Here is a 24,827-nt window from a genome sequence, read left to right on the forward strand (position 1 = left end):
GCACCTGCGGCACATATTATGTTTTGTTATTACGCTTCTTTCAATCTCAATTCGTTTTTATACTCTTTCGGTGTTTTGCCTACAATTTCCTTGAAAAACCGGTTAAAGTTAGAAAGGTTTTTAAACCCGCAGGAGTAGGCTATTTCAGCGATAGACCAGTCTTCTTCGGTCAGGCGTTTACAAGCATGACCTATCCGCACTTCATTCAGGAATTGTACAAATGACTTTTTGGTGCGGTTTTTAAAGAAGCGGCAAAAGGATTGTGGCGACAGGTTAGTGATGCTGGCTACGTCTTGCAGGGATATTTCCTTGGAGAAGTTATTCATTACATATTTGAAAACTTCATCTATTTTATGGTTATCCTTTACATTATAGGCGTGCGAATACCCTGTGCTGGCCAGGTAATAGCAATCACGTGTTTCAGATAATGTTTTTAAGATGTTGAGCAGGGAGATAATTCTGTCCAGCCCTTCTTTTCTGGGAAGAGATAAAATTTCCGGTTTCAGCTTCTCATGAGTAGCGCCTGTAATCTTCATCCCGCGCTGGGCGCGATGAAAAAGTTCACTCAATGCTTTGGTTTCGGGTAAGCCGTAAAACTTCTCGCCAAAAATATCTTTCGGAAAATAGATCACAACAGATTTTGCTTTCAGGCTATCATCTCCTTTGTAGTATTCCTCCTCATTGTACCACACATGTGGTATATGTGGTCCCAGAAACACCATATCGCCTTCTTCAAAGCTCTCGATGCTATCCCCTACAATTCTCTTCCCGTGGCTTTCGGTAACGTAAACCAGTTCACACTCTGCATGAAAGTGAAATGGTGTGTTGAAATATGGATCACATCTCTCTATGATGGTGATCTGGTTATCGGCAAAAGCCCCAACTTTAATAAGGATGGGTTTCATTCATGTATTAATTTAAGCAACTATTTTACTGTAACAGTCCTATACTTTATTACCATTGCCATTATTTCCCTTTATGGGACCCTATATTGGTAGGTCATCAGTACTACCATTGTCCTATGAATGTTGCCAAATTATAAAAAATTGGTTAAAAAAATATCATTATCTGCAAAATAACCTTTTAATGTGATACAAAATGGAGCGTCCTGCCGTTAATAAGTTTTAGGTAGTTACTTGGAAAAATTAAACCAACAACGTAATTTCCAACTTCATTTTGTAATTTACGCTGGGCTAAATCGATATAGCATTTTTTTTCTATGAAAGGGATCTCTATTAAAGATATTGCAAAACAGGCAGGGGTATCTCCTACAACTGTCTCTTTTGTACTCAACGGTAAAGCAAAAGAAAAAAGGATCAGTGATCAGGTGAGCAAAAAAATTCAAAAAATTGCAGCCCGCCTGAAATACAAACCTAACCAGCTGGCCCGTGGGCTACGCACCGGCAAAACCAAAACTATTGGTCTCATTGTAGAAGATATTGCCAATAACTTCTTCGCCAGTCTTGCTAAAGTAGTGGAAGACGAAGCCGATAAATACGGATATAAAGTATTGTACGGCAGCACGGAAGATAATACGGAGAAAGCCAAAGGTTTGCTGGAAGTACTCAAATACAGACAGGTAGATGGTTACATCATCACGCCTACCAAAAACCTGGATAAAGAAATAGAACTGCTGGAAACCGCTGCCAAGCCCATTGTACTGATGGACCGCTACTTCCCGCATGTAAACAGTCATTATGTGGTGTTGGATAACTTCAAAGGTGCTTATGATGCTACCAGTCACCTGGTTAAGCAGGGATATAAAAAAATAGCCATCGTCACTATCGCTTCTGATCAAACCCAGATGAAAGACAGGCTGGATGGCTACATCGCCGCACTCAAAGATCACCAGGTGCCATTCAGTAAAACATTGGTGAAGCGCCTCCCTTTTGAACTCGACAGAGAAAAATTCAACAACGAAATAAAAAAATTCCTCACCTCCGTAAAAGGCCTGGATGCAGTTTTCTTTGCCACCAACTACCTTGGCATTTATGGTATTGAAAGCATCCGCTCCCTGGGATGGCAAATAGGCAAGGAAATAGGTTTAGTAGGTTTTGATGACCATGATCTGTTCCGCCTCCACAGCCCTTCTATCACCTGTGTATCCCAACCCATCGGAGAAATAGGGAAAAAGATTGTGGAAGTACTGATGAAAGAATTAAATCAGCCTTCTGACGTACCACAACAAATAGTTTTGCCTCCCGAACTGATCATCAGGGAGTCTTCCAAACTCGCCTGAATATAGCTTTTAGCTGTTAGCCATTAGCTTTTAGTAGAAGCCTTTCGGGTAAGGCTAAAAGCTAATGTCTAACAGCTAAGAGCTATTGCTTATATTCGTAGCAACGCTTTACTTATGAAAAAATTCATGCTGCTCCCCGTTGCTGTAGTTTTAGTAGTAAACACTTTATTTGCACAGCAAGCTACAGAAGTTAACCAGAAAATACAGATGGAAAATGCGCTGGAAAGCTTTAGTACCAGCAGATCTTACTTTATCACCAATGGATTTGGCGCACCCGGAAATACAGTGGGGACTCCTTACTTATATGCCGGTTGGAGCAATATGTGGCTTGATTCTATGGACAACAAACCGGTTAAACATTCAGTTACATACCCTGCTAATTTTGATCTGGATAAGAACATGTTGATCATTAAAAGCGGCGACAATAAGGCTTTTGCTCCGGAAACGCAGCATGTCCAGGCGTTTCATTTTCAGCAGGGAGATACCATACAATATTTTGTACGCGTGAAAATGGAGGATGCAAATAAATTCCTGCAACGATTGGCAGCAGGAAAATATACATTGGTAAAAGATGCCAAAGTCCTTTTTATGCGGGCTAATTATGAAGATAAAGGCATGGTGCAAACAGGGAAAAAGTACGACGAATATAAAAAAGAGTATACCTATTATCTGGTGAAAGATGGTGTGCCGGTAAAAATTTCATTAAAGAAGAAAAGCTTCATATCTGCACTGGGAAACGATTCCAAGGCATTAGCAGCTGCAAAAAAATTCCTCGAAACCTATAATGGCGCTTTTGATGAAGCTGCAGCCATCGAAATAACCGAAGCTTTGAACCAATAATGATGCTATTTTCATTGTAGGAGATAGTATTTTACCATTCTTAACGAGCTGTTAACGATAAATAAAAAAATTGTTAAATCTTTTTTGCACTTCTCAGAATTATCCCTAAGTTTGAAATCATTATTAAAATAGTTTAAAAACCGCGTGTGTGAAATTGAATAGTGAAGTGGTAGTTCGGTTTTTTTTTATTTTAATGTGCTAAAACGTTTTACTACTGGCCTGTAGCCACGAAGAGAAACAATGATGCCAATGGGAGGAGTTCCATTTTAAATTTTCAGAGAACGGAAACCACGTAATCACCAGTAGTAGTCCTGTGCAATGCAGGACTACAATGGTATCGGGTTTTTTATGCCGTTTTTTATGCTTATGTGTCTGATTCACTTGTCATAATTTAAACCAAAAGGAAGCTATGCGAAGATCACTTCTTCTCACCACGTTGCTTTTCTTATGCTGCTGTATTACTGCATGGGCGCAGGATAAGAAAGCTGTTACGGGAGCCGTAAAAGATGAAAAGGGAACGCTTTTACCAGGCGTTACAGTAAAAGAGAAAAACGCTGCAAATGGCGCGACAACCGGCGCCGACGGATCGTTTAAGATCCATGTAGCATCAGGTGCTACACTCGTTTTTTCCTACATCGGATTTATCAACCAGGAAGTAGCTGTAAATGGACAGTCTGCATTAAACATCGTATTAAAAGAAGACAACAAGAATCTGAATGAAGTGGTGGTAACCGCCATGGGTATTAAGAGAGAAGCCAAAGCACTGGGTTACTCTGTAAGTACTGTCAGCTCTAAGGAACTTACCGAAAGCGGAAGCACCAACTTCGCCTCCGCTTTATATGGTAAAGCAGCCGGTGTAAAAATCGTTGCTGCTCCGGGTGGTGCTGGAAGTGCTGTTTCAGTGCAGGTAAGAGGTGTATCCTCTATCGGTTTGAGCACGCAGCCACTCTATGTAGTGGATGGTGTGCCACTGAGGAACTTCAACGATTTAACCTCCGGTAGTTTCGGTACCAGCAACTCAAGAATTGAGGGTAATGGTGCACTGGATATCAACCCGGAAGACATTGAATCACTGACCATCCTGAAGGGCGCCAGTGCTTCTGCGCTGTATGGCTCTGAAGCAACAAATGGTGTGGTAGTAATTACTACCAAGAAAGGTACTAAAGGCAGAGGTTTAGGTGTGGATGTGAACTACACTTTCAACCAGGAAAAACTGGCTTCTCAACCTGATTACCAAAATGAGTACGGCCCAGGCTATGATGCAGCAACAAATTTACTGGTTGGTGCAGATTCAGATGGCTGGATAAAAAATGCTGATGGCTCCATGCGCCCTTACTACAGGGCGTATGACCAGTTTGGCCCTAAGTTCGATGGCCGTGATGTTAAATACTGGGATGGTACTACCCGCAAGTATGTGGCACAAAAAAATAATTACAAGGATTTCTTCCAGAGTGGTTATAACTCTGCTGCCAACGTAGCAATTTCAAATGCAAGCGATAAAGGTAGCTTCCGTTTTTCTTATAATCGCGTTGATTATAAGAGCATCATGCCCGGAAGTAACCTGTATAAAAATAACTTCAACTTCAACGGTACACTGAAGCTGAGCGAAAAAGTAAGTGTGGATCTCGTTTCTACTTACAACAACAGTTTCGTACATAACCGCGCGAATGTAATGAGTAACATATTTGGTTCATTTGATGGCTTCTTCAGCCGCTTTGACGATATGAATACTTTCTTTAACAAGTACCAGACTTCCAACGGTTACAAATATGTAACAGCTACTAACAACTCATATGATCAGGGTGAAAAAATGACTTATAAGTTCAGGGCAACCAACCTGATGGACTATTTGTGGAATAACCTGCGTAACAGTTATGATGAAACACAGAATCGCTTCATCAACAGTGCTACGCTGAATGTGAGCCTGCTGAATAGCCTGCGCTTCAGAGGTAGAGTAGGTGGTGATTTCACCAACGTTACTACTTCCGATATGCAACATAATACGCAGCCTGCTGCTATAGGGTATACGGGTCAATACTCTTTAAATACCAGGAACAACAGTGTTGTGTACGGAGATGCGTTATTGATATATAATCCTAAAATAACCAAAGATCTTGACCTTTCTGTAACGGGTGGTGTTACTGGTCGTAAGCAGAAATACAAGAATCAGTTTACCCAGACAAAAGACGGTTTAATAGACGAAAACTGGTTCAGTTTAATGAACTCCGCCAGTGCGTTATATGCTACCGGCGTGCGTGCAGAACAGATTGACGTGGCTGGTTTCGGTATGCTGAATCTGAGCTATAAAGGCTTCCTGTTCCTGGAAGGAACCGGTCGTTATGAATCTACTTCTACCTTACCGGTAGCCAGTAACAAATATTTCTATCCTTCAGTGAATGCAGGTTTTATACTTTCCGAAGTAGCAAAACTGCCTGCTTTCATTGACTATGCGAAGGTAAGAGCTTCTTATGGTCTGGTAGGTAACCACCCCAACCTGTATCAGTCGAATGTGGCATACAATCCGTATCTCGTTACGTTGAGCAAAAACAACGTTCCATATCAGCAGAGTAACCCTACAGAGTTTGGTAATGAACAGTTGAGATCTGAGAAGAAAAGGGAAATGGAATTTGGTTTTGAAACCAGGTTGTTTAAAAACAAGATCGGTGTAGATTTCAGTTATTATAACAACAAGGTGACGAACCAGATTCTGACAATGAGTCTTCCGGCTTCTACCGGTGCGACCTCTCAGTTAATGAATGCTGGTGACCTGAGTAACTATGGATACGAAGCTGCTATCAACGCTACTCCTATTACTACAAAAGATTTCCGTTGGACTACCCGCTTTAACTTTGCAGTGAACAGGAACAAGTTGACTGCGCTGGCAGCTGGTCAGACTACTTTAACCATGCCTGGCTATGATGGCGGTTATTTATTGATCCGTTCCCAGGTAGGTGATCCATTAGGTAATATCTACGTACACCCACGTGACAAGGATGCCAATGGTAATTACCTGGTGGGTAAGGATGGTTTGTATACTACAAATACAGGAGCATACGAGTATGCAGGAAACATTATGCCTAAAGTAGTAGGTGGCTGGTCTAACTCTGTAAGCTATAAAAACTTTACACTGGATCTTACACTGGACTACCGTTTAGGTGGTAACCTGGTATCTATTCCTTACTACTACCAGATCGGTGCAGGTATGTTTAACAGTACCCTGCAATACAGAGATGCAGCGCACGGTGGTATTGCTTACGATGCGATTGACTATGCAAACGGAAATCTTGTTGCTAATCCAAATGGTGCACACCATGATGGGGTAATCCTGCCAGGTGTAACTGCTGATGGCAAACCAAATGAGAAAGTAATTACTGCTGCTCAGCACTATATGAGTCAGTACGATTGGGAAAATAATGGTTTGTACGAAAATGCAGTATTTAAAAACAGTTATGTTAAGCTGCGTGAAGTAACACTTACTTACAACATGCCTAAGAGCATCACTGAAAAACTGCATTTCCAGGGTCTTCAGTTGTCGCTGATCGGAAGAAACCTGTTCTACATCTGGAAAACTTTACCAAAAGGCTTGGATCCGGAAGTAGCAGTAGGTTCCTCCTGGTTGAGTCAGGGTATTGATGGTGGTACTGTTGGACCAACAAGAAGCCTGGGTGCAAGCTTGCGTGCCCGTTTTTAGTAGGATACTGATTTGTAAACGAACTTAACAGATTATAATGAAACGTCTTTTAATAAATACCTCACTTCTTATCTTACTCGTTGCTTCTTTCAGCGCCTGTAAGAAACAGATTGCGGATGATTATGCAAACCCGGAATTAACTACTACCGGATCTATGAGCAAGTTGCTCAGCGGTATGTTTATAAACAAGCGTATACGCCCTTCTTATTGGGATTACGCTACTTTTATACTGCCTACCACTGCTACTTTTTCACAAACAACTGCGCTGTCACCCAGCAATAAAATGTACGTGCCTTCTCTGACTTATACAGAGAACCGCTGGGTAGATTTTTATGCCGGCTCAAAAAGTGGCGACAATGACCTGAACTATGTTGGCCCTGGTATCATGGCTAACTTCAGGGAAATGCAGAATACCTTTTCAAAACTGACACCCGCACAACGGGCAGACCAGCAGGTATACATGAACTGCGCAAAGGTGATCCTGTTTGATCAAGCCAGCCAGATGGTAGATCTCTGGGGAGATATTCCTTTCGGTCAGGCAGGTGCTCTTAATTCTGCCGATCGTACTCCTACTGCTGCTGCTTTTGATGATGCAGGTGCTATTTACGATACCCTCATTGCGGGACTGAATAACCTGAATACTTATTTTCAATCAGCTCAACTCGCAGCGGAAACCCAGGCTAGTCTCACTAAAGCAGATATCATGCTGAAAGGTGACCTGGCTGCATGGAGACGTTATACCAATTCATTGCGTCTGCGCTTATTAATGCGTACTTCCTTCGTAAAGGAAGCTAATGCAAAATCTGAGGTGACCAACATGCTGAATAACCCGGCCCAATACCCGCTGATCAGTGCCAACGCACAAAACGTACTGATTCAGATGAGCCCTACTGCGCTGAAAAGCGATATCCTGGACGCTTTAACGGGTAGCCCTTTTGCACCGGCATTCATGCTGGATACCATGATGGTAGCCAACAGCGATCCGCGTACGGAAGTGTACTGGGATAAAGGTAAAACTATGGGCATGAAAGGGTTTCCGGCCAATGGTACTACTTCTGCCTATGATGGAGGTGGTTACGCTACTTACGATTCTGCTACGTTCTTCTATAACTATAACGTACCAGGTGTAATATTTACCGCTTCAGAAGTTAGTTTCCTGAAAGCAGAAGCAGGTGAAAGATGGAATACAGGAACTCCACAGGCAGATTACGAAAATGGTATTACCCAGTCTGTTGGTTTTTACTATGGCCTCAACCAATCTGTTATATTGCGCTCTGGAAGCTGGCCTGCTTTGCCCACTCCTTCTGGTACAGACATCAGCAATTTTATTGCGAAACCAGCGATTGCCTATACCGGTACTACCCAGCAAAAACTGGCTAAGATCTGGACACAGAAATGGATGAACTTCTTCATCCTGCAGGCCGGAGAAGCCTGGACTGAGATAAGACGTACAGGTTACCCTGTGCTGCCTTTCGCTACAGCTCCTACTTCCGGCGCTGCTACACCGCCTCAGCGTTTGCTGTATCCATCTACAGAGCAGGTGTACAATCCAAACAACTATGCTAAAGTAGCTGCGAAAGATAAGAGCGATATTAAAATTTTCTGGAACGTTCGTTAAGCGTTATCAGTTAGTCTTTGTTACAATAAAAAACGTCCCGGATTATCCGGGACGTTTTTTATTGTCTTATTTTAAAGAGATTATCCTATCATATTCTTGATCTCACTTAGCTTCAGCAGCGCTTCTACCGGCGTTAACCGGTTTATATCCACCAGATCCAGTTTCTCTCTGATCTGCTTAAAGGTATCGCTGTGTGCATCAAAAATATTGAGCTGTAATTGTTGCGTAGGCGTGCTGATCTTTTTTATATTTTCCTGCAACGGGGCATCAATATGTTTTTCTTCGAGATTTGACAGTACTTCATTGGCACGGTTAATCAGCTCCGGTGGCATGCCTGCCATACGGGCCACGTGAATACCAAAGCTGTGGCGACTTCCACCCGGCGCCAGTTTACGCAGGAAAATGATTTTATTACCCGATTCCATATTGGTGATATGGAAATTTTTCACACGCCCATGTTTATTTTCCAGCTCATTCAGCTCATGATAGTGCGTGGCAAATAATGTTTTAGGTCGGTGTGGCGTCATATCATGCAGGTACTCCACAATACTCCACGCGATGGAGATACCATCGTAAGTGCTGGTACCCCGGCCTATTTCATCCAGTATAACCAAACTACGCGGTGTAATACTATTGATAATACTGGCGGTTTCATTCATTTCCACCATAAAGGTAGATTCGCCACCACTCAGGTTATCAGAGGCACCTACACGGGTAAATATCTTGTCTGTCAGGCCAATTTCCGCACTGCTGGCAGGCACAAAACTACCCATATGCGACATCAGTGTAATCAGTGCTGTTTGTCGCAACAGAGCCGATTTACCACTCATGTTGGGACCTGTAAGAATAATGATCTGCTGCGATTCTTTGTCCAGCTGCAAATCATTGGCTACATAAGTTTCACCGGGAGGTAACCCTCTTTCAATAACCGGATGCCGGCCTTCTTTGATCAGCAGATCAAAACCTGCTGTGATCAATGGTCTGCGGTATTTGAATTGTACCGCATTGTGTGCAAAACAAAGTAAACAATCTATCCGTGCAAATACCTGCGCATCTTCCTGTACCGGTTGAATAAATGATTGCAGCGCCATTACCAGTTCATCAAACAACCTGGTTTCCAGCACCTGTATCTTATCTTCCGCCCCTACAATTTTCTCTTCATATTCTTTCAGCTCCGGCGTGATGTAACGTTCTGCGTTGGCCAGTGTTTGTTTACGGAGCCAGCGTTCCGGTACTTTATTTTTATGCGTGTTGGTTACTTCCAGGTAGTACCCGAAAACGTTGTTGAAAGCGATCTTTAACGAAGGGATGCCGGTGGCTTCTGCTTCTTTTTGTTGTATCTGTAACAGGTAGTCTTTGCCTTTGGTAGCAATATTCCGCAGGTCATCCAGTTCTGCGTTGACGCCTTCTTTTATCACGCTACCCTTATTTACCAGTACTGGCGGGTTTTCCATGATTTCATTCAGGATGCGGTCCAGCAAGGGTGTACAGGGATCCAGTTTTTCGTTTAGTCGTAACAGGTAGTCGCTGTCAGTACCGGCAAGGAGTGCCTGTACTGCCTGTACCTGTTGCAGGGAACGTGCCAGCTGCATCACTTCACGCGGATTGATTTTCCGTAACGGTATTTTTGATACCAGTCTTTCGAGATCACCGGTTTGTTTCAGATGATGTACGAGTGATTTGGCGAGATCTGTTTCTTTAATGAAAAATTCTACCGTATCCAGTCTTTCATTGATGGAGGCGATATCGCGCAAAGGAAATACCATCCAGCGTTTCAGCAGGCGTGCACCCATAGGGGTAATAGTATTATCCAGCACTTTCAGGAGGGTGTGCCCGTTTTCCACGCTGCTGTTCAGCAGTTCCAGGTTACGTACTGTAAAGCGATCCATCCAGAGGAAATCATCCTGACTAATGCGCTGCATGCGTGTAATATGCTGCAGGTGCGGATGTTCGGTATCCTTGAGGTAATGCAGGGTGGCGCCGGCTGCAATAATAGCAGACGGTAAACCCTCTGTACCAAAGCCTTTCAGCGAGTGTGTCTGAAAATGTTTCAGCAGTATTTCTTCCGCATAGGTGGTGGTAAATATCCACTCATCCATGGTGTAGGTATAAAAGCGGGTACCAAAGGTGGCTTTGAAGTGTTTCTGCTGTTGTTTGGCAAACACCACTTCCGCCGGGCGGAAACTTTGCAGCAGCTTATCCACATATTCAATACTGCCTTCGGCCACAAAAAATTCTCCGGTGGAAATATCGAGAAAAGATACGCCGGTGGTATCTTCCCCAAAATGTACCGCCGCCAAAAAGTTGTTGCTGGAGTTTTCCAGCAGTTTATCATTGATAGCCACACCTGGTGTTACCATTTCAGTGACACCGCGTTTTACAATGCCTTTTACTGTTTTGGGATCTTCCAGCTGATCACATACCGCTACGCGGTAACCGGCTTTTACCAGTTTATGCAGATAAGTATCTAATGAATGGTGTGGAAATCCGGCCAGGTCTACATAGGTGGCAGAGCCATTGGCCCTTTTAGTTAATACTATGCCCAGTACTCTGGAGGCTATTACTGCATCCTCATTAAACGTTTCATAAAAGTCGCCCACCCTGAACAATAGCACGGCATCAGGGTATTTATCCTTGATAGCCTTATGTTGTTGCATGAGTGGAGTTTCCTCCGTTTTACTTTTTGCCATGGCGCAAATATATAAAACTCATCCCATCCTATTATCTTTGCAGTTGATGAGAAAATTAAGCATGGATGAACTGGGCCGTAAAACGGTGGCTGAGTTCAAGGCCGCCGACAAAACGCCTATAGTACTGGTACTCGATAATATCCGCAGCATGCACAACGTGGGCTCGGTATTCCGTACCGCAGATGCCTTTCTGTTGCAGGGCATCATCCTTTGCGGCTATACGCCGGTACCTCCGCACCGCGATATTCAGAAAACCGCATTGGGCGCTACCGAATCCGTGGAATGGCAATATTTTTCCACTACACTGGATGCTGTGAAAGAACTACAGGCCAATGGTTATAAGGTAATGACCATAGAACAGGCGGTAAACAGTCATATGCTCGATGTATTTGTTCCTCCTGCAGATCAGCCACTGGCGCTGGTTTTTGGCAATGAGGTGAGCGGGGTAGACGCGGAAGTAATGAAAATAGCAGATGGATGCATAGAGATCCCGCAATTGGGTATGAAACATTCTCTTAATATTTCTGTAAGTACGGGTATTGTGGTTTGGGATATATTTGTGAAACAGCGGTTAGCTTTTAGCCGTTAGCTATTAAATATGTTTTTTATCTAAAAGCTAAAAGCTAAAAGCCAAACGCTAAAGCTAAATCTTAATATATGATCACCACAATTAATAAGTATCTCTCGCTGGTAAAGTTTGCGCATACCATCTTCGCCATGCCTTTTGCCCTGACCGGTTTTTTTATGGCTACTACTAAAGGTGGTGGCAGTTTTAGCTGGAGTACTTTTGGTTTGGTAGTTCTATGTATGGTGTTTGCACGCAGTGCTGCCATGGCATTTAACCGCTGGCTGGATGTGGATATTGATAAACTCAATCCGCGTACAGCCAAAAGAGAAATACCCGCTGGTATCATCTCTCCCCAAAATGCATTATTCTTTATCATCGCCAACGTAGTACTGTTTGTTGCTACCACCTGGTTCATTAACCGCATTTGTTTTTTCCTGTCGCCGGTAGCTTTGCTGGTGGTGCTGGGATATAGCTATACCAAACGTTTTACGGCTTTGTGCCACCTGGTACTGGGTATTGGGTTGTCATTAGCGCCTGTTGGCGCTTACCTGGCAGTAACCGGTGAGTTTGCCGTTTTACCGGTACTGATGTCTTTCCTGGTACTTTGCTGGGTATCTGGTTTTGATATCATTTATTCTTTGCAGGATGAAGATTTCGATAAATCACAACAACTGAACTCTATTCCGGCCTGGCTGGGACTTTCAGGGGCTTTACGTTTTTCTGAACTTTTACATGTGATAACAGCCGCACTGGTGGTTACTATTGGTATAACCGGGCATTTCCACTGGGTGTTCTGGATTGGCGCAGCGGTATTTGTGGCCATGCTGGTATCACAGCACCTGCTGGTGAAACCCGGTGATCTCAGCAAAATAAATATCATGTTTATGACTACCAACGGCATTGCCAGCGTGGTATTTGCTGTATTTGCCATCACAGACATGTTCCTCTTTCAATAACAAAAAATAAACATATTCATGCCCCGCTTAATGGCAATAGATTACGGAAAAAAAAGAACAGGACTGGCTGTAACAGATCCTTTGCAGTTGATTGCCAGTGGTCTTACCACCGTTGCTACGCATGAACTGATTCCTTTTCTGAAAAAATATTTTGCTGCCGAACAGGTGGAAACAATCATCATAGGAGAGCCTAAAAACCTGGATGGTAACGCTACAGACGCCACACCACTGGTAATAGAGTGTATCCGCATCATCAAAAAAAATTTCCCGGATATCCCGGTTGTAAAAGTAGATGAACGCTTTACTTCTAAAATGGCTTTTCAAACGATGATAGACAGCGGCTTGAAGAAGAAGGACAGGCGGAATAAAGCCCTGGTGGACGAAATCAGCGCAACTATTATACTGCAGGAATATCTCCGCAATAAGATGTAAATATTTTGTTTCGACAGAATATCTGCTATTAAAACAAAATATCTAAATCTCTAAATCCGAAAATCTCTAACTTTGCGGATTAAACCAAGTAATAGATAGAACATGATTTTGCCAATAGTAGCTTACGGGCACCCGGTGTTAAGAAAAGTAGCAGAAGAGATCACCCCCGAATATCCTAACCTGAAGGAGTTGATCGCTAACATGTGGGAAACGATGTATGGTTCCAATGGTGTGGGTATTGCTGCTCCGCAGGTGAATAAGGCCATCCGCTTGTTTGTGGTTGATAGCGAACAAATTATTGACAACCTGGAAGAAGACGAAAAAAACGATTATCCCGGTGATAATGGCGTTAAAGGGGTATTTATTAATGCACAGGTAGTGGAAACCGGTGGAAAAGACTGGTCATATAACGAAGGATGCCTGAGTATCCCCAAAGTACGGGAAGATGTGAACCGCGCAGAAACCGTTACACTTAGCTATGTTGACGAAAATTTTGCCCCACAGCAAAGAACATTTACCGGTGTTACTGCCAGGGTGATCCTGCATGAATATGATCATATTGATGGAAAATTGTTCATCGATCATCTTAAGCCTTTGAAACGTAGGATGTTAAAAAGTAAGCTCGACGATATAACGAAAGGAAAGATACGGGTAGATTATAAAATGACTTTTCCTAAATAGGAAATAATTTTGTAATGTAAAGAAAACCTGTTATTTTGGTATTCATAAAACCGAACATCCATATCCTCAACCTTGGGAGCTACCTTAACATACACTGAAGTAGAATTAGTTCAAGGCCTGCAGGCCCGGGATGAAAAGGTATTTACTTATCTGTATGATCATTATTCCCCGGCATTGTATGGTGTTGCCCTGAAAGTAGTAGGGGAAGAAGCCGCTGCGGGAGATGTACTGCAGGAGGTTTTCGTTAAAATATGGCGCAATATAGATCGATATGATGCAGTAAAAGGGCGATTATTCACCTGGATGCTGAATATTACGCGCAACACAGCGATAGATAGTCTCCGTTCCAAATCTCACAAGCTGGATCAAAGGGTGCAGGATGTTACAAGTGTTTCCCTGATGTATGAACCTCAGTTGGCCGTGCACTTGTCTGTTGATCACCTGGGATTAACCAAGGTGATAGAACGTCTCCAGAAAGATCAACGAATCATTATTGATATGGCTTACTTCAAGGGACATACCCAGGAAGAAATAGCCAGGTCTCTCGAAATACCGTTGGGTACCGTGAAAACCCGTATGCGCAATGCTATTATACAATTGAGAACGCTCTTAAAACAATTGTAAAAAAAAGTGGATGTACAACGTTACATATCATCCGGAATCCTTGAAAGCTATGTATTTGGTATGTTGCCAGAAGCAGAGCTTGGAGAGATAGAAATGGCCGTATTACATTACCCCGAAATCAAAGCCGCAGTAAACTCACTGCAGCACGATAAGGAAAAATTTGTAATGCTGTATGCTACTCCTCCGCCTCCGGGAATAAAGGATCGCTTGCTGGAAATCATCCAACAGGAAAACACGCAGGAAGGAAACGACCTGCTGCCGGAAGAATTACGTACGCCCGTACCCACACCTGCAAAAGAAACACCGGTGAAGAAATTACCCGCTGCAAAAAAATCAACAGACCGCATATGGAAATATGCTACCGCAGCTATTGTGGCACTGTTGTTTGGCAGTGTAATCATGAACTTCTTTTTCTTCAATAGATCTACCGACTACAAAAGCCGCTACAGATCACTGATAGCAGCCCAGGAAAAGTTAGATGCACAGAAAGAACAGCATGCACTTACCAGTATAAAAGAGCCAACAAAAGAACCGGACCTGTTGACGGACCCCGCTTTCAAATGGATGAAAATGGACGGTGTTGGTGCATTTACAGGTAATTCGGTGAGCGTAGGCTGGAACCCCCAAACACAAGTGGTTTACCTGTTGGCACAGCTTATGCCTGTACCTCCCGCTGGTAAACAGTTTCAGCTGTGGGCGATCGTTAATAAAAAATTAGTGGATGCCGGTGTGTTTGACGGTGGAGCTGAGGTATCCCAAAAACTTCAGCAGATGAAAGCTATTGCTATTGCGCAGGGTTTTGCCGTAACACTGGAACGGAAAGGTGGTAGTACTTCTCCCACAATGAGCCAGATCTGCATGTCCGCAAAAGTAACCAGGTAGAAAGTGGCACACAATTAAGAATTTGTATATCACTGGAAATCGGTATATTGGTATTACATATTTCCTATTGAGCTATTTGTAGAAGCACACAACCGTTACCATTAATTGTGAAATTCGATGTCATTGTGGTCATATCCTCAAATGTCAGGTGATGAATCGCTATCTGAATCTAAATACCAATAAACCATAGTCAATCTGTTTTGGAACACACTGCTACATATACTGAAGCTGAGCTGGTGCAGGGCCTTAAAGCCCGTGATCAGAAAGTTTTTGGCTACTTATATGATCATTACTCACCCGCTTTATATGGTGTGATCGTGAAAGTGTTGAATGATAATAGTTCAGCCGGAGATGTATTGCAGGATGTTTTTTTAAAGATATGGCGGTACCTCGACAGTTATGATGAAAGAAAAGGACGTCTTTTTACCTGGATGCTGAATATTGCCCGCAATACTGCGATAGATATTCTCAGATCAAAATCTCATAAACTTGATCAGAAAATCCAAAACATAACCGACGCCGTACATTCCATCAACGGACCATTAGCAGTACACCAATCCACAGACTACGTGGGGTTTTCCAGGATTCTGGAGAAGCTGACAAAGGAACAACGTACCCTTATAGATCTGGCGTATTACAAAGGCTGCACCCAGGAAGAAATTTCACGGGTACTGGACATCCCTTTGGGTACCGTGAAAACGAGGATGCGTAATGCGATTATTCAATTAAGAACTATTTTAAACAAGTAAATATTTATAATTATAGTGGACGCACAACATTTCATATCGTCCGGGATTATTGAGCTGTATATGGCTGGCATCGCTACCGAAGAAGAGGTAAGGGAGCTGGAAGCAGCTATAGTACAGTTCCCGGCAGTGGCAACTGAGGTAGAATCCTATCGCCACAGTATGGAAGAGTATATCAGGATGCAGGGGTTGAATCCGGCAACGGATGTTAAAGCAAGTTTATTTAATAAAATCAATAATGAACCCAATTTGCAGGAGGGCTCACCTGTGCCCGGCCAAAACCTGCAGCAACCAAAAGTAGTGTCCATGCAAGAACAAGAAACCAAAAGTCTATCCTGGAAATGGATTGCCACTGCCGCAGCTGTATTGCTGGTCGGCAGTCTCGTTTTAAATTATGTCTTCTTTAACCGGTACAAAGAGTTCCGGGAGTACAAAGACAAATACCAGTCTTTGCTTGTATCCCAAAACTCTATTTTGTCAAAGAGCAATCTTTACAAAACCCGCTTAGAGCAAATGCAGGAATCTATGGAAATCATCCAGGATCCGCATGTATTGAAAGTGCCTTTGCCTGGTACCAAACCGTTCCCTGAAGCATTAGCGACCGTGTTCTGGAATCCGCAAAGCCAACAGGTATATCTGAAAGTTAACAAACTACCAGAACCTGCCGCCGACAAACAATACCAACTGTGGGCTATCGTAGATGGCAAACCAGTTGATATGGGCGTATTTGAAATGGGTGATACTGCAAGCCTGCTCCAGAAGATGAAAGTCATCGGAAAAGCACAAATGTTTGCGGTTACCCTGGAGAAGAAAGGTGGTGCACTGTCTCCAACAATGGAACAGATGTATGTGGCTGGGAAAATACCCGGTTGATAAAAAGTATTAATTGTCAGGCTTTCATTGTATGATGAGAGCATAACACAAAGAGCTATTGTACAGCAGATATTAGCGGATATTCCCTTTCGCTTTTATCCCTGATACAATAGCTTTTTTGCATTTCGCTAACACCTTTTTTTCCTAAATTGCGCCATATGTCACATTTTTGGAAAAGTATAGCCGGTACCGTAGTTATTTGTGTGTTGCAATGGCATCAGCTTGCAGCACAGGATACAGCCCGGTATAAAGGAATGACTGTTAATCTGGATGAAGTAATTGTAGCGGCAAAACGTATAGGCTTTGACGTTAATAGTTTTATTAAAAGAGTGGAAGAGGATACTACTTTCTATCGCGCATTTAAAAATCTCCATATCGTCGGATTTAATGCAGATAATGATATCCGCGTATTCGATAAAAAAGGTCAGGTACAGGCTTCTCTCAACAGTCAAACCCACCAGGATGTAAAGGGGAAATGCCACACCATGCAGGTGGCCAATGAAAAAGTAACGGGCGACTTCTACACCCGTAAAGGAAACTACAACTACTACACAGCTGAATTATATGCCAACCTGTTCTTTACGAAAGGAACTGTTTGTGTGGACGGTACCGGTGAGGTACCGGAAACCTCCGGTGGAAGTATGGCCAGGCACAAAGCACAACTGAAACAACTGATCTTTAATCCGGGGAAACCTGTCAGGGGCGTACCTATCGTCGGACAAAAAGTGGCTATCTTCGATAATGATGTTATCCGGTATTACGATTTTTCTATTACTGCGGAAAATTATGTAGACGGAACACCATGTTATGTATTTACCGCTAAATCCAAGCCTGGATTGAATCGTATAGATAGGGCAGATGTAGTGATTGATGAACTGATTACCTGGTTTAACAAAGATAATTTTGAAATAGTAGGCCGCAAATATGCCCTCTCCTATAAAACAATGTTATTTGATTTTAATGTGAAGATGAATGTGCAGATGACCAAAATAGATGGACTGCTCATCCCTGCACTGGTAACGTATAATGGCACCTGGAATGTACCGTTTAAAAAACGGGAAACGGCTGTCTTTATCGCCAGATTTTACAATTTTACATCCGCACAATAATTAGTAAATCGCGGTCACCATGCCTGTTTTATGCACCGGTAACTGAGTGTTTACTTCTTTGTAATCTACAATCCATACATAGGTACCAATATCTACCGGATTGCCATTAACACGGCCAGCCCAGCCTATCTGGGGATCAGTGGTGAAAAAGATCCGCTCTCCCCAACGATTATAAATACTCATCGTATACTGATAGATAGGACATCGGTAAATAGGCCGGAAGTAATCATTTTTGCCGTCTCCGTTCGGTGTAAACGCAGTAGGGAAGTATAATGCACAGGCACAATCATGATATTTTACGATGACAGAATCTGCTGTTTTACCACAACTGTTATAGGCCATAATGGAATATAATCCCGGCTGCGTTACAGTATATAACGGTATGCTGGTACTGTCCTGCCACTTGTAGATGCCGCCACCGGCGCCGGTAGGGCGCAAAATATACACTTCATTTTTACACAGCAGCGTATCCGGTCCCAGGTTTACCCGCAGGGTATCATCAAAATTTACATGGATAGTGTCCATAGATTCACAACGCCCTATTTGTGCATGCACATAATAATAACCCGGTTTGGTAACGTAATAGGTAGCCTGATCTGATCCATCCTGCCAGCGGTAAACACCATTGCCAAAATCAGCCGTGAGTACCAGGAAATTTCCTTTACATATGCTGGTATCGTTACCCAGATTGAGTTTGCGCAGACGATTATAATTTATGAAGATAGTATCTACCACACTACAGATATGGTTGATTTCCACTAATGCCCAAAGATTAGTTTGATAGTTAACAGTAACAGATGGACTATGAGAACCTGTACTCCAGGTCCAGGCAGTGGCTTCCGGTATATTGGGTGCCAGTGTAATAGATTCACCGGGGCAAAGCAATGTATCCGGCCCTAATGAAAACGGATAAGGAGGTCCGGTAAATGTAATGGTAACCTGTGCATTGATAGCTGCACACCCTTTCGGAAATACAGTTACCTTATAAGTGCCGCTTGTGGTTACTTCCTGTGTAGGCTCCGTGTTGCCGGTACTCCACATATAGGTGCAGTTTTGTGCGGTAGCATCCAACTGGATATTTTCCCCGGTGCATAAAATAAGATCTTTCCCCAGATCAATTTTAGGAACAGGTGTATAAAAAACATTGACGGAATCAGGGATGTAGCAACCATTGATCTTCACTTTATAGGTGGCAGAGGTATCTACCAATATGCTGCTGCCGGTAGAACCGTTCTGCCACAAATAGGTAGCACCGGGTATTACCGGGGCATTCAATGTCATGGTAGCGCCTTCACATAAAGTAATATTCTGCGGCCCCAGGGTAAAAATAACCGGTGACACAATGGTGATGGGTTGGATGGTAGTATCCGCTACACCATTACGCCAGGTTATCAGGGTATCGTTATAGGTACCATTGTTCTGGTAAACGTGATAGGGGTACCGGTTTTTTGAAGAATCTTTATCAGCCGACAATGGATCTCCAAAATACCATTTTACGGAATCTATACCCGCAGGCATCGTAATGGAAAAAAATATGGTATCATTTACACAGGTAGAAGAAGTGGTAAATGCCGTTGCACGCGCATTACCAGCCCTTGCTGCATGGCAAAACAGGCAGCAGACCAATATAGCCGGCAAAAGGAAAAAAAGTCGGGATGAGCTTAGGAACAGGCTTCTCATGCAATAAGATGGTAATGCCGCTAAGATAATCTAAAACATGTAGATTATTTATAATAATTACGAATTACGAATTGGGAATTACGATTATAAGCGAAGATCGCTTTGATCCGTAATTTCCAATTCGTAATTCGTAATTCTTTATTCTTCGTCCTGTAACGGTCTTGCTGCAATATATCGTTTCCACTTTTCCAGCACACCGGTAAAATCGGCTGGCATAGCGCTTTCGAAATACATCTGTTCGCGGGTGCGTGGATGTATAAAGCCCAGCTGTTGCGCATGCAGGGCATGGCGTGGCATGATACTAAAACAGTTTTCCACAAACTGTTTGTACTTTGTATATATCGTTCCCTTTACAATACGGTTACCACCATAGGTTTCATCGTTAAAGAGGGAATGTCCGATATGTTGCATATGTACACGGATCTGGTGGGTGCGACCGGTTTCCAGTCTGCATTCCACCATGGTTACATAGTTGAAACGTTCCAGCACACGGTAATGTGTAATGGCTTCTTTTCCATATTCACCATCCGGATAGGCGTCCATGATCTTACGTAACCGTTGGTGGCGGCCTACGTGGGCTACTACGGTGCCTTCATCTTCTTCAAAATCTCCCCATACCAGTGCTATATAACGGCGATGCACGGTATGATCAAAGAATTGTTTAGCCAGATCACTCATCGCCTTTTCAGACTTTGCTATCACCAGCAATCCGCTGGTATTTTTATCTATACGGTGTACCAGTCCAAAACGTGGGATCACCGGTTCTGTAGCCTGTGTTTTATCACCCAGGTACCATGATAAACCGTTTACCAGCGTGCCATCGCGGTTACCACAACCAGGATGTACTACCAGGCCGGCGGGTTTGTCGATGATCATGATATCCTCATCTTCAAATACAATATTCAGCGGTATCTCTTGTGGGATGATATCGGTATTCTCCGGATTCTTGTTGGAAAACACTACAATCCTGTCCAGCGGCCTGATCTTGTAATTGGCTTTAACAGGTTTGTCGTTAACCAACACCAGTTCACCATCCAGGGCTTGTTGTATTTTATTGCGGGTAGCGCCTTCAATCCGGTTAGTGAGGAATTTATCAATACGAATGGGCTCCTGACCTTTGTCGACCACCATATTGATCTTTTCATATAATTCCTCGCTGCCATCACCGTTTTCCAGCTCATCTTCCAGTTCCAGCAATTCTTCAGCCATTAATATAAATTTTTGCAAAGGTAAAGTTTATTTCACGCAAAGGCGCAAAGAAGCAAAGGTGCAAAGATCACATCAGAATGCTTTATAAGCATATATTCAACTAACTTTGCGTCTTTGCTTCTTTGCGCCTTTGCGTGAAATGCATTTTATCATGGAAAAAGTAAAGCAACAGATTGTCGTAAATGATCTTGGTATTATTGATTACCAGGCAGCATGGGATTACCAGGAAAAGTTGTTGAAAGAAAATGTGCAGCTGAAATCACAGGCGGCAGACCAGTGGCCCAAGCCCACTACCAACTACCTGCTTTTTTGTGAGCATCCGCCGGTGTATACGATCGGTAAAAGCGGGCATATGGAAAACCTGCTGGTATCAGAAGAAGAACTGGCAGCACGCGGAATTGGATTTGTTCCAACCAATCGCGGTGGTGATATCACTTTCCACGGGCCCGGACAAGTGGTGGGCTATGCCATTATAGATCTCGAGAATTTTTTTACAGATATAGGTAAATACCTGCGTTGTCTGGAAGAAGTAATCATTCGCACACTGGCGGAGTACGGAGTTACCGGCGATCGTTCCCAGGGCGAAACCGGCGTATGGCTGGACCCCCACGATAAAACAAAGGCCCGTAAGATATGCGCCATGGGCGTGCGTTGCAGCCGCTGGGTTACCATGCATGGCTTTGCACTGAATGTAAATACCCTCCTGGATTATTTTAATAATATCATTGCCTGTGGTATTGCCGACAAACAAGTGGCTTCCTTGGACAAGGAACTAGGCCATGCAGTAAACATGGAAGACGTAAAAGCTAAGCTAAGCAAGCATTTTGCAGCTGTGTTTGATGCGGAGATAGTTACATCTTATAGTTCAGCGGAATAAACATATTCCATTTTTCCTTGAGCTTACCATCTTCAAAGATTTCGAAGTTGAACCAACCCGCGTGCAGGAAGATGGCTTTTTCCAGGATGAGGAAAGGCGCTTTTACCCGGTCAATATCGAAAAGGAAAGCCCCGTTGGTTTCATAAAATTTTACGGAGTACTTCTTTTGTAATGCCTCCGGCAGCTTGATGTTCACATTACCATCTGCAGTGGTGTATATGTAGTTGGACGGATGCCATATCACTTTTTCCGGCTCCTTGTTTTCCTGTTCTTTGCTTCTCAATCCCTTTGCAGCATCTTTGATATCAGCATATTGTAATTTCTGATCAGCATGGATACTGCTGTCAGACAATGCCAGCACTGTTTTACTGTACATAAATCTTCCGTTGGTAAAGAGGATGAACAGTCTGTAATAGTTGGAGCCGGGTAAAGGCTTATTATCCAGGTACTTATTCCTGGTATCTGTGGGAGCGTTAGCGTAGCCTATTGTATTAAAGTTCAGCACGCTGTCAAGTGATCGCTGTATGCTCATCTCTTTCACCTGTGTGAAGCCTGAGATCCAGTCCAGCTCTATCTTACCGGTTTTAATGGATGCAGAAAAATTAGGCAATACAGGAGGAATAAAGTCCTGTGCCTTTCCTGCAAATGCTGTCAATAAAAATATTCCAATAACGAAAGATATACGCACTAACTGCTTCATACTAATAATTCCGTAAGCTCTTAAAGATGGCAAAAATACACTACCGTTCAAATATAATGAACAGTTTTTAAAAGGATAGAACGCCGGGAGTGAGGGAAAGATTGCCTTGCAGCCCTCCGGTATGTATTAATAAAATTTTGCTACCATTCGGAAAGTAGCCATGCTGCACTAATTCACTGAATGCCAGGATAAGTTTGCCCGTATAGATAATGTCGGTTGGGATACCTGTTTCCCTGTAAAAAGTATTGATAAAATCTATAAGTTGAGGAGATTTCTTCGCATAACCACCACCATGAAATTCGTGTAATATTTTCCAGTCAGCATGTTGACCAGATTTTAAGAGATCAGCTACTTCTTTTTCCAGGTAATGTGCACCTTTCAATACTGAAATGCCCACCACCTGCTGATGTGGGGCTGCACTGTTAATAAGTCCCGCCAATGTAGTACCGGTGCCTACTGCACAAAGGATATGCGTATATTCTGATGTAGGGAAGATGGAAAGAATTTCTTCACAACCTTTTGCACCAAGGGCGTTGTGGCCGCCTTCAGGGATAATGTGATAGTCTGGATAAAGCCCTTCCCGGGTTTCATGCGAGTTCCTGTTCCGGTATTCTTCCCTTGTTACGAATACTAAGTCCATACCATTTGCATCCGCCATTTTTAAGGTATGGTTCATATGTTGGTGATGTTCTTCTCCACGTATGATCCCCATACAGTTTATGCCGGCCTCTTTGCAGGCTAATGCCGTAGCTGCAATATGATTGGAATAAGCGCCGCCATATGTAATGATGCCATTATCATTATTGGCTTTCGCTGCTGCAATATTATACTTCAGTTTAAACCACTTATTTCCGGAAATTTCAGGATGTAATTTATCCAAACGCAACATGGCTGCCTGAATAGTATCAGGCAGCCAGCTGGTTTTAAAAGATGCTAAAGTGATGTTATCGTAACTAATCATCTTTATATAATAGTCTGCACCAGGATTTAACGGATTGAATGGATTACCCTGATGGGTGTTACCTTTATTCTCCCGTCAAAAACCCACCTTTCCCTCTATACAGCTTCACCGCCTTATCCAGCTTCACTTTCAGTACTGTTACATATTTGTCCTGTACATTTTCAGGTACATCTATATATACCAGTCCGGGTACGGGGCTCCAGGAAATTTTGCCTATTACTTTATGGGTGAGGGTAGCACCATTTCCTACTACACTGATGTTTTCTATTTTGTTATCCAGTCCTTTGATCACCACCTGTCCGCTGGTTTTACCAGGGAGGAACAGGTAGAGTGTACTGGAATCTTTGGAGAGGGTGGTAGGACCATAGAAGTGTCCCAGCGGAATACCGCCAATAGTATTAAAAACGGCTTCGCCATTACGTTTATTCCAGGCGCCCAGTTCTTTTAGTACGTTTACCTGTTGTTCAGGGATGGTACCATCTGCCTTAGGACCTATGTCCAGCAAGAGATTGCCGCCATTGCTCACTGCGTCTACGAAGATAGTGATGATTTCGTAGGGTGTCTTCCAGTTAGTATCCTGTGGCTGCCAGCCCCAGTTGTTGTTGATGGTCATACACAGTTCCCACCAGTGGTAATGCGGGCGGGTAACCGGGAAGTTTTGTTCCGGTGTATCGTAGTCGCCATAACCTTGTAAACGTCCATTGATAATGGTGTTGGGGTTATGGGTGGTGAGCATTTTGCGCATTTTTTCTGCTTCCCATTCCTCAGCAGAGTGTTCCCAGTCGCCATCAAACCACCACAGGTCAGGGTTGAAGCGGTTCATTACTTCGGCCATTTGTCCTTCGTAGAATTTCCGGAAGCGCTGCCATCTTGCAGGCTCGGCCTGTATATCATAGCGGCTGCTGTCTTTCAGAAACTGCGGATAGTCATTATAACTCCAGTCAATCAACGAAAAATAGGCACCACATTTGATACTATCGCGCCGCAACGCAGCATAGAGTGGGGTGAGCACATCTCTTTTAGCGGGCGTACTGTTAGCAACATTTAATTTACTGTATTTGCTTTCCCACAAAGCCACGCCGTCGTGGTGTTTGGTGGTCATTACCGCATAGCGTGCGCCGGATTGTTTAATCAGGTCGGCCCATGCCTGCGGATCGTAATTGCTTGCAGTAAAGCCTTTTAGCTGCTGCATGTAATCCGGATAGGAGATTTTTTTGTTGTGGAAAGACCAGGATTCATCAATTCCTTTTACAGAATAAATGCCCCAGTGAATGAAGATGCCGAGTTTGGCATCTGCAAACCACTGCATTTTTTCTTTGATGTCTTCAGGATTGGTCTTCTGTTGCGCGGTGGCGGTGCTAAAAAGCTGCATGGCACAAGCTCCCAGCACTAGTAGTCTCTTCATCATTCCGTTTAATTAATCATTAAAATATGTATTCTCCATAAAAAGA

At 43.2% G+C, this 24,827-nt stretch carries 21 protein-coding genes; 14 read left to right on the top strand and 7 right to left on the bottom strand.

What is annotated here, in order from left to right; translation table 11 throughout:
* Positions 1 to 29 precede the first annotated feature (29 nt).
* Positions 30 to 905, bottom strand: a complete 876-nt coding sequence (locus CLV51_RS10945; protein WP_106528071.1) for an AraC family transcriptional regulator — start codon at positions 903 to 905, stop codon at positions 30 to 32.
* Positions 906 to 1,219: 314 nt separating this feature from the next.
* Here CLV51_RS10945 and CLV51_RS10950 point away from each other — a divergent pair, with 314 nt between their 5' ends.
* The 4 genes from CLV51_RS10950 to CLV51_RS10965 all read left to right on the top strand — a co-directional run bounded on the left by CLV51_RS10950 (position 1,220) and on the right by CLV51_RS10965 (position 8,388).
* Positions 1,220 to 2,239 carry a LacI family DNA-binding transcriptional regulator gene (locus CLV51_RS10950; protein WP_106528072.1) on the top strand — a complete coding sequence of 340 codons (1,020 nt, stop codon included), beginning with the start codon at positions 1,220 to 1,222 and terminating at the stop codon, positions 2,237 to 2,239.
* Positions 2,240 to 2,353: 114 nt separating this feature from the next.
* A complete protein-coding gene (locus CLV51_RS10955) occupies positions 2,354 to 3,079 on the top strand; it encodes a hypothetical protein (RefSeq protein ID WP_106528073.1) in 726 nt (241 codons plus the stop codon).
* Between the two features lie 409 nt (positions 3,080 to 3,488).
* Positions 3,489 to 6,770 (top strand): SusC/RagA family TonB-linked outer membrane protein, encoded by a 3,282-nt coding sequence (locus CLV51_RS10960; protein ID WP_106528074.1) that lies wholly within the window; start codon positions 3,489 to 3,491, stop codon positions 6,768 to 6,770.
* Between the two features lie 37 nt (positions 6,771 to 6,807).
* Entirely contained in the window at positions 6,808 to 8,388 is a 1,581-nt protein-coding gene (locus CLV51_RS10965; RefSeq protein ID WP_106528075.1) for a SusD/RagB family nutrient-binding outer membrane lipoprotein, read from the top strand.
* Between the two features lie 80 nt (positions 8,389 to 8,468).
* On the opposite strand, the gene mutS is transcribed toward CLV51_RS10965, so the two are convergent.
* Positions 8,469 to 11,078 carry a DNA mismatch repair protein MutS gene (gene mutS / locus CLV51_RS10970; protein WP_106528076.1) on the bottom strand — a complete coding sequence of 870 codons (2,610 nt, stop codon included), beginning with the start codon at positions 11,076 to 11,078 and terminating at the stop codon, positions 8,469 to 8,471.
* Positions 11,079 to 11,124: 46 nt separating this feature from the next.
* Between mutS and CLV51_RS10975 the strand changes: the two genes are divergently transcribed.
* The 9 genes from CLV51_RS10975 (at position 11,125) to CLV51_RS11015 (ending at position 17,949) form a co-directional block, all read left to right on the top strand.
* Positions 11,125 to 11,667 (top strand): RNA methyltransferase, encoded by a 543-nt coding sequence (locus CLV51_RS10975; protein ID WP_342748465.1) that lies wholly within the window; start codon positions 11,125 to 11,127, stop codon positions 11,665 to 11,667.
* A 68-nt stretch (positions 11,668 to 11,735) separates the two neighbouring features.
* On the top strand, positions 11,736 to 12,602 hold the full coding sequence (locus CLV51_RS10980) for a UbiA-like polyprenyltransferase (RefSeq protein WP_106528077.1): 867 nt from the start codon (positions 11,736 to 11,738) through the stop codon (positions 12,600 to 12,602).
* An 18-nt stretch (positions 12,603 to 12,620) separates the two neighbouring features.
* Positions 12,621 to 13,034, top strand: a complete 414-nt coding sequence (gene ruvX / locus CLV51_RS10985; protein WP_106528078.1) for a Holliday junction resolvase RuvX — start codon at positions 12,621 to 12,623, stop codon at positions 13,032 to 13,034.
* 102 nt (positions 13,035 to 13,136) lie between these two features.
* Entirely contained in the window at positions 13,137 to 13,715 is a 579-nt protein-coding gene (gene def, locus CLV51_RS10990; protein WP_106528079.1) for a peptide deformylase, read from the top strand.
* Positions 13,716 to 13,787: 72 nt separating this feature from the next.
* Positions 13,788 to 14,339, top strand: a complete 552-nt coding sequence (locus CLV51_RS10995) for an RNA polymerase sigma factor (RefSeq protein WP_106528080.1) — start codon at positions 13,788 to 13,790, stop codon at positions 14,337 to 14,339.
* A gap of 60 nt (positions 14,340 to 14,399) precedes the next feature.
* Positions 14,400 to 15,221 carry an anti-sigma factor gene (locus CLV51_RS11000; RefSeq protein WP_146151268.1) on the top strand — a complete coding sequence of 274 codons (822 nt, stop codon included), beginning with the start codon at positions 14,400 to 14,402 and terminating at the stop codon, positions 15,219 to 15,221.
* A 200-nt stretch (positions 15,222 to 15,421) separates the two neighbouring features.
* The gene (locus CLV51_RS11005; RefSeq protein ID WP_106528082.1) at positions 15,422 to 15,970 is read left to right on the top strand and encodes an RNA polymerase sigma factor; all 549 of its coding nucleotides are present in this window, start codon (positions 15,422 to 15,424) and stop codon (positions 15,968 to 15,970) included.
* 60 nt (positions 15,971 to 16,030) lie between these two features.
* Positions 16,031 to 16,840 carry an anti-sigma factor gene (locus CLV51_RS11010; protein WP_146151269.1) on the top strand — a complete coding sequence of 270 codons (810 nt, stop codon included), beginning with the start codon at positions 16,031 to 16,033 and terminating at the stop codon, positions 16,838 to 16,840.
* 158 nt (positions 16,841 to 16,998) lie between these two features.
* Positions 16,999 to 17,949: a LolA-like protein gene (locus tag CLV51_RS11015; RefSeq protein ID WP_106528084.1), complete on the top strand. Its 951-nt coding sequence runs from the start codon at positions 16,999 to 17,001 to the stop codon at positions 17,947 to 17,949.
* Here the strand turns inward: CLV51_RS11015 and CLV51_RS11020 are convergent, their stop codons facing one another.
* Together CLV51_RS11020 and CLV51_RS11025 are read right to left on the bottom strand one after the other, a co-directional pair.
* The gene (locus tag CLV51_RS11020) at positions 17,950 to 19,629 is read right to left on the bottom strand and encodes a T9SS type B sorting domain-containing protein (RefSeq protein WP_106528085.1); all 1,680 of its coding nucleotides are present in this window, start codon (positions 19,627 to 19,629) and stop codon (positions 17,950 to 17,952) included.
* 138 nt (positions 19,630 to 19,767) lie between these two features.
* A complete protein-coding gene (locus tag CLV51_RS11025; RefSeq protein WP_106528086.1) occupies positions 19,768 to 20,838 on the bottom strand; it encodes an RluA family pseudouridine synthase in 1,071 nt (356 codons plus the stop codon).
* Positions 20,839 to 20,989: 151 nt separating this feature from the next.
* On the opposite strand from CLV51_RS11025, the gene lipB reads away from it, so the two are divergent.
* Complete coding sequence (lipB, locus tag CLV51_RS11030) at positions 20,990 to 21,715, top strand: lipoyl(octanoyl) transferase LipB (protein ID WP_106528087.1); 726 nt, start codon at positions 20,990 to 20,992, stop codon at positions 21,713 to 21,715.
* Here the strand turns inward: lipB and CLV51_RS11035 are convergent.
* From CLV51_RS11035 to CLV51_RS11045, 3 genes are all read right to left on the bottom strand, one after another.
* The gene (locus CLV51_RS11035; RefSeq protein ID WP_146151270.1) at positions 21,690 to 22,415 is read right to left on the bottom strand and encodes a hypothetical protein; all 726 of its coding nucleotides are present in this window, start codon (positions 22,413 to 22,415) and stop codon (positions 21,690 to 21,692) included. The two genes, lipB and CLV51_RS11035, sit on opposite strands and share 26 nt — an antisense overlap.
* Positions 22,416 to 22,482: 67 nt before the next feature.
* Positions 22,483 to 23,376 carry a 1-aminocyclopropane-1-carboxylate deaminase/D-cysteine desulfhydrase gene (locus CLV51_RS11040; protein WP_106528089.1) on the bottom strand — a complete coding sequence of 298 codons (894 nt, stop codon included), beginning with the start codon at positions 23,374 to 23,376 and terminating at the stop codon, positions 22,483 to 22,485.
* A gap of 64 nt (positions 23,377 to 23,440) precedes the next feature.
* Positions 23,441 to 24,784 (bottom strand): alpha-L-fucosidase, encoded by a 1,344-nt coding sequence (locus CLV51_RS11045; RefSeq protein WP_245898680.1) that lies wholly within the window; start codon positions 24,782 to 24,784, stop codon positions 23,441 to 23,443.
* Between the last annotated feature and the right edge of the window lie 43 nt (positions 24,785 to 24,827).

Source organism: Chitinophaga niastensis, assembly GCF_003014755.1.
Taxonomy (GTDB): Bacteria; Bacteroidota; Bacteroidia; order Chitinophagales; family Chitinophagaceae; genus Chitinophaga; species Chitinophaga niastensis.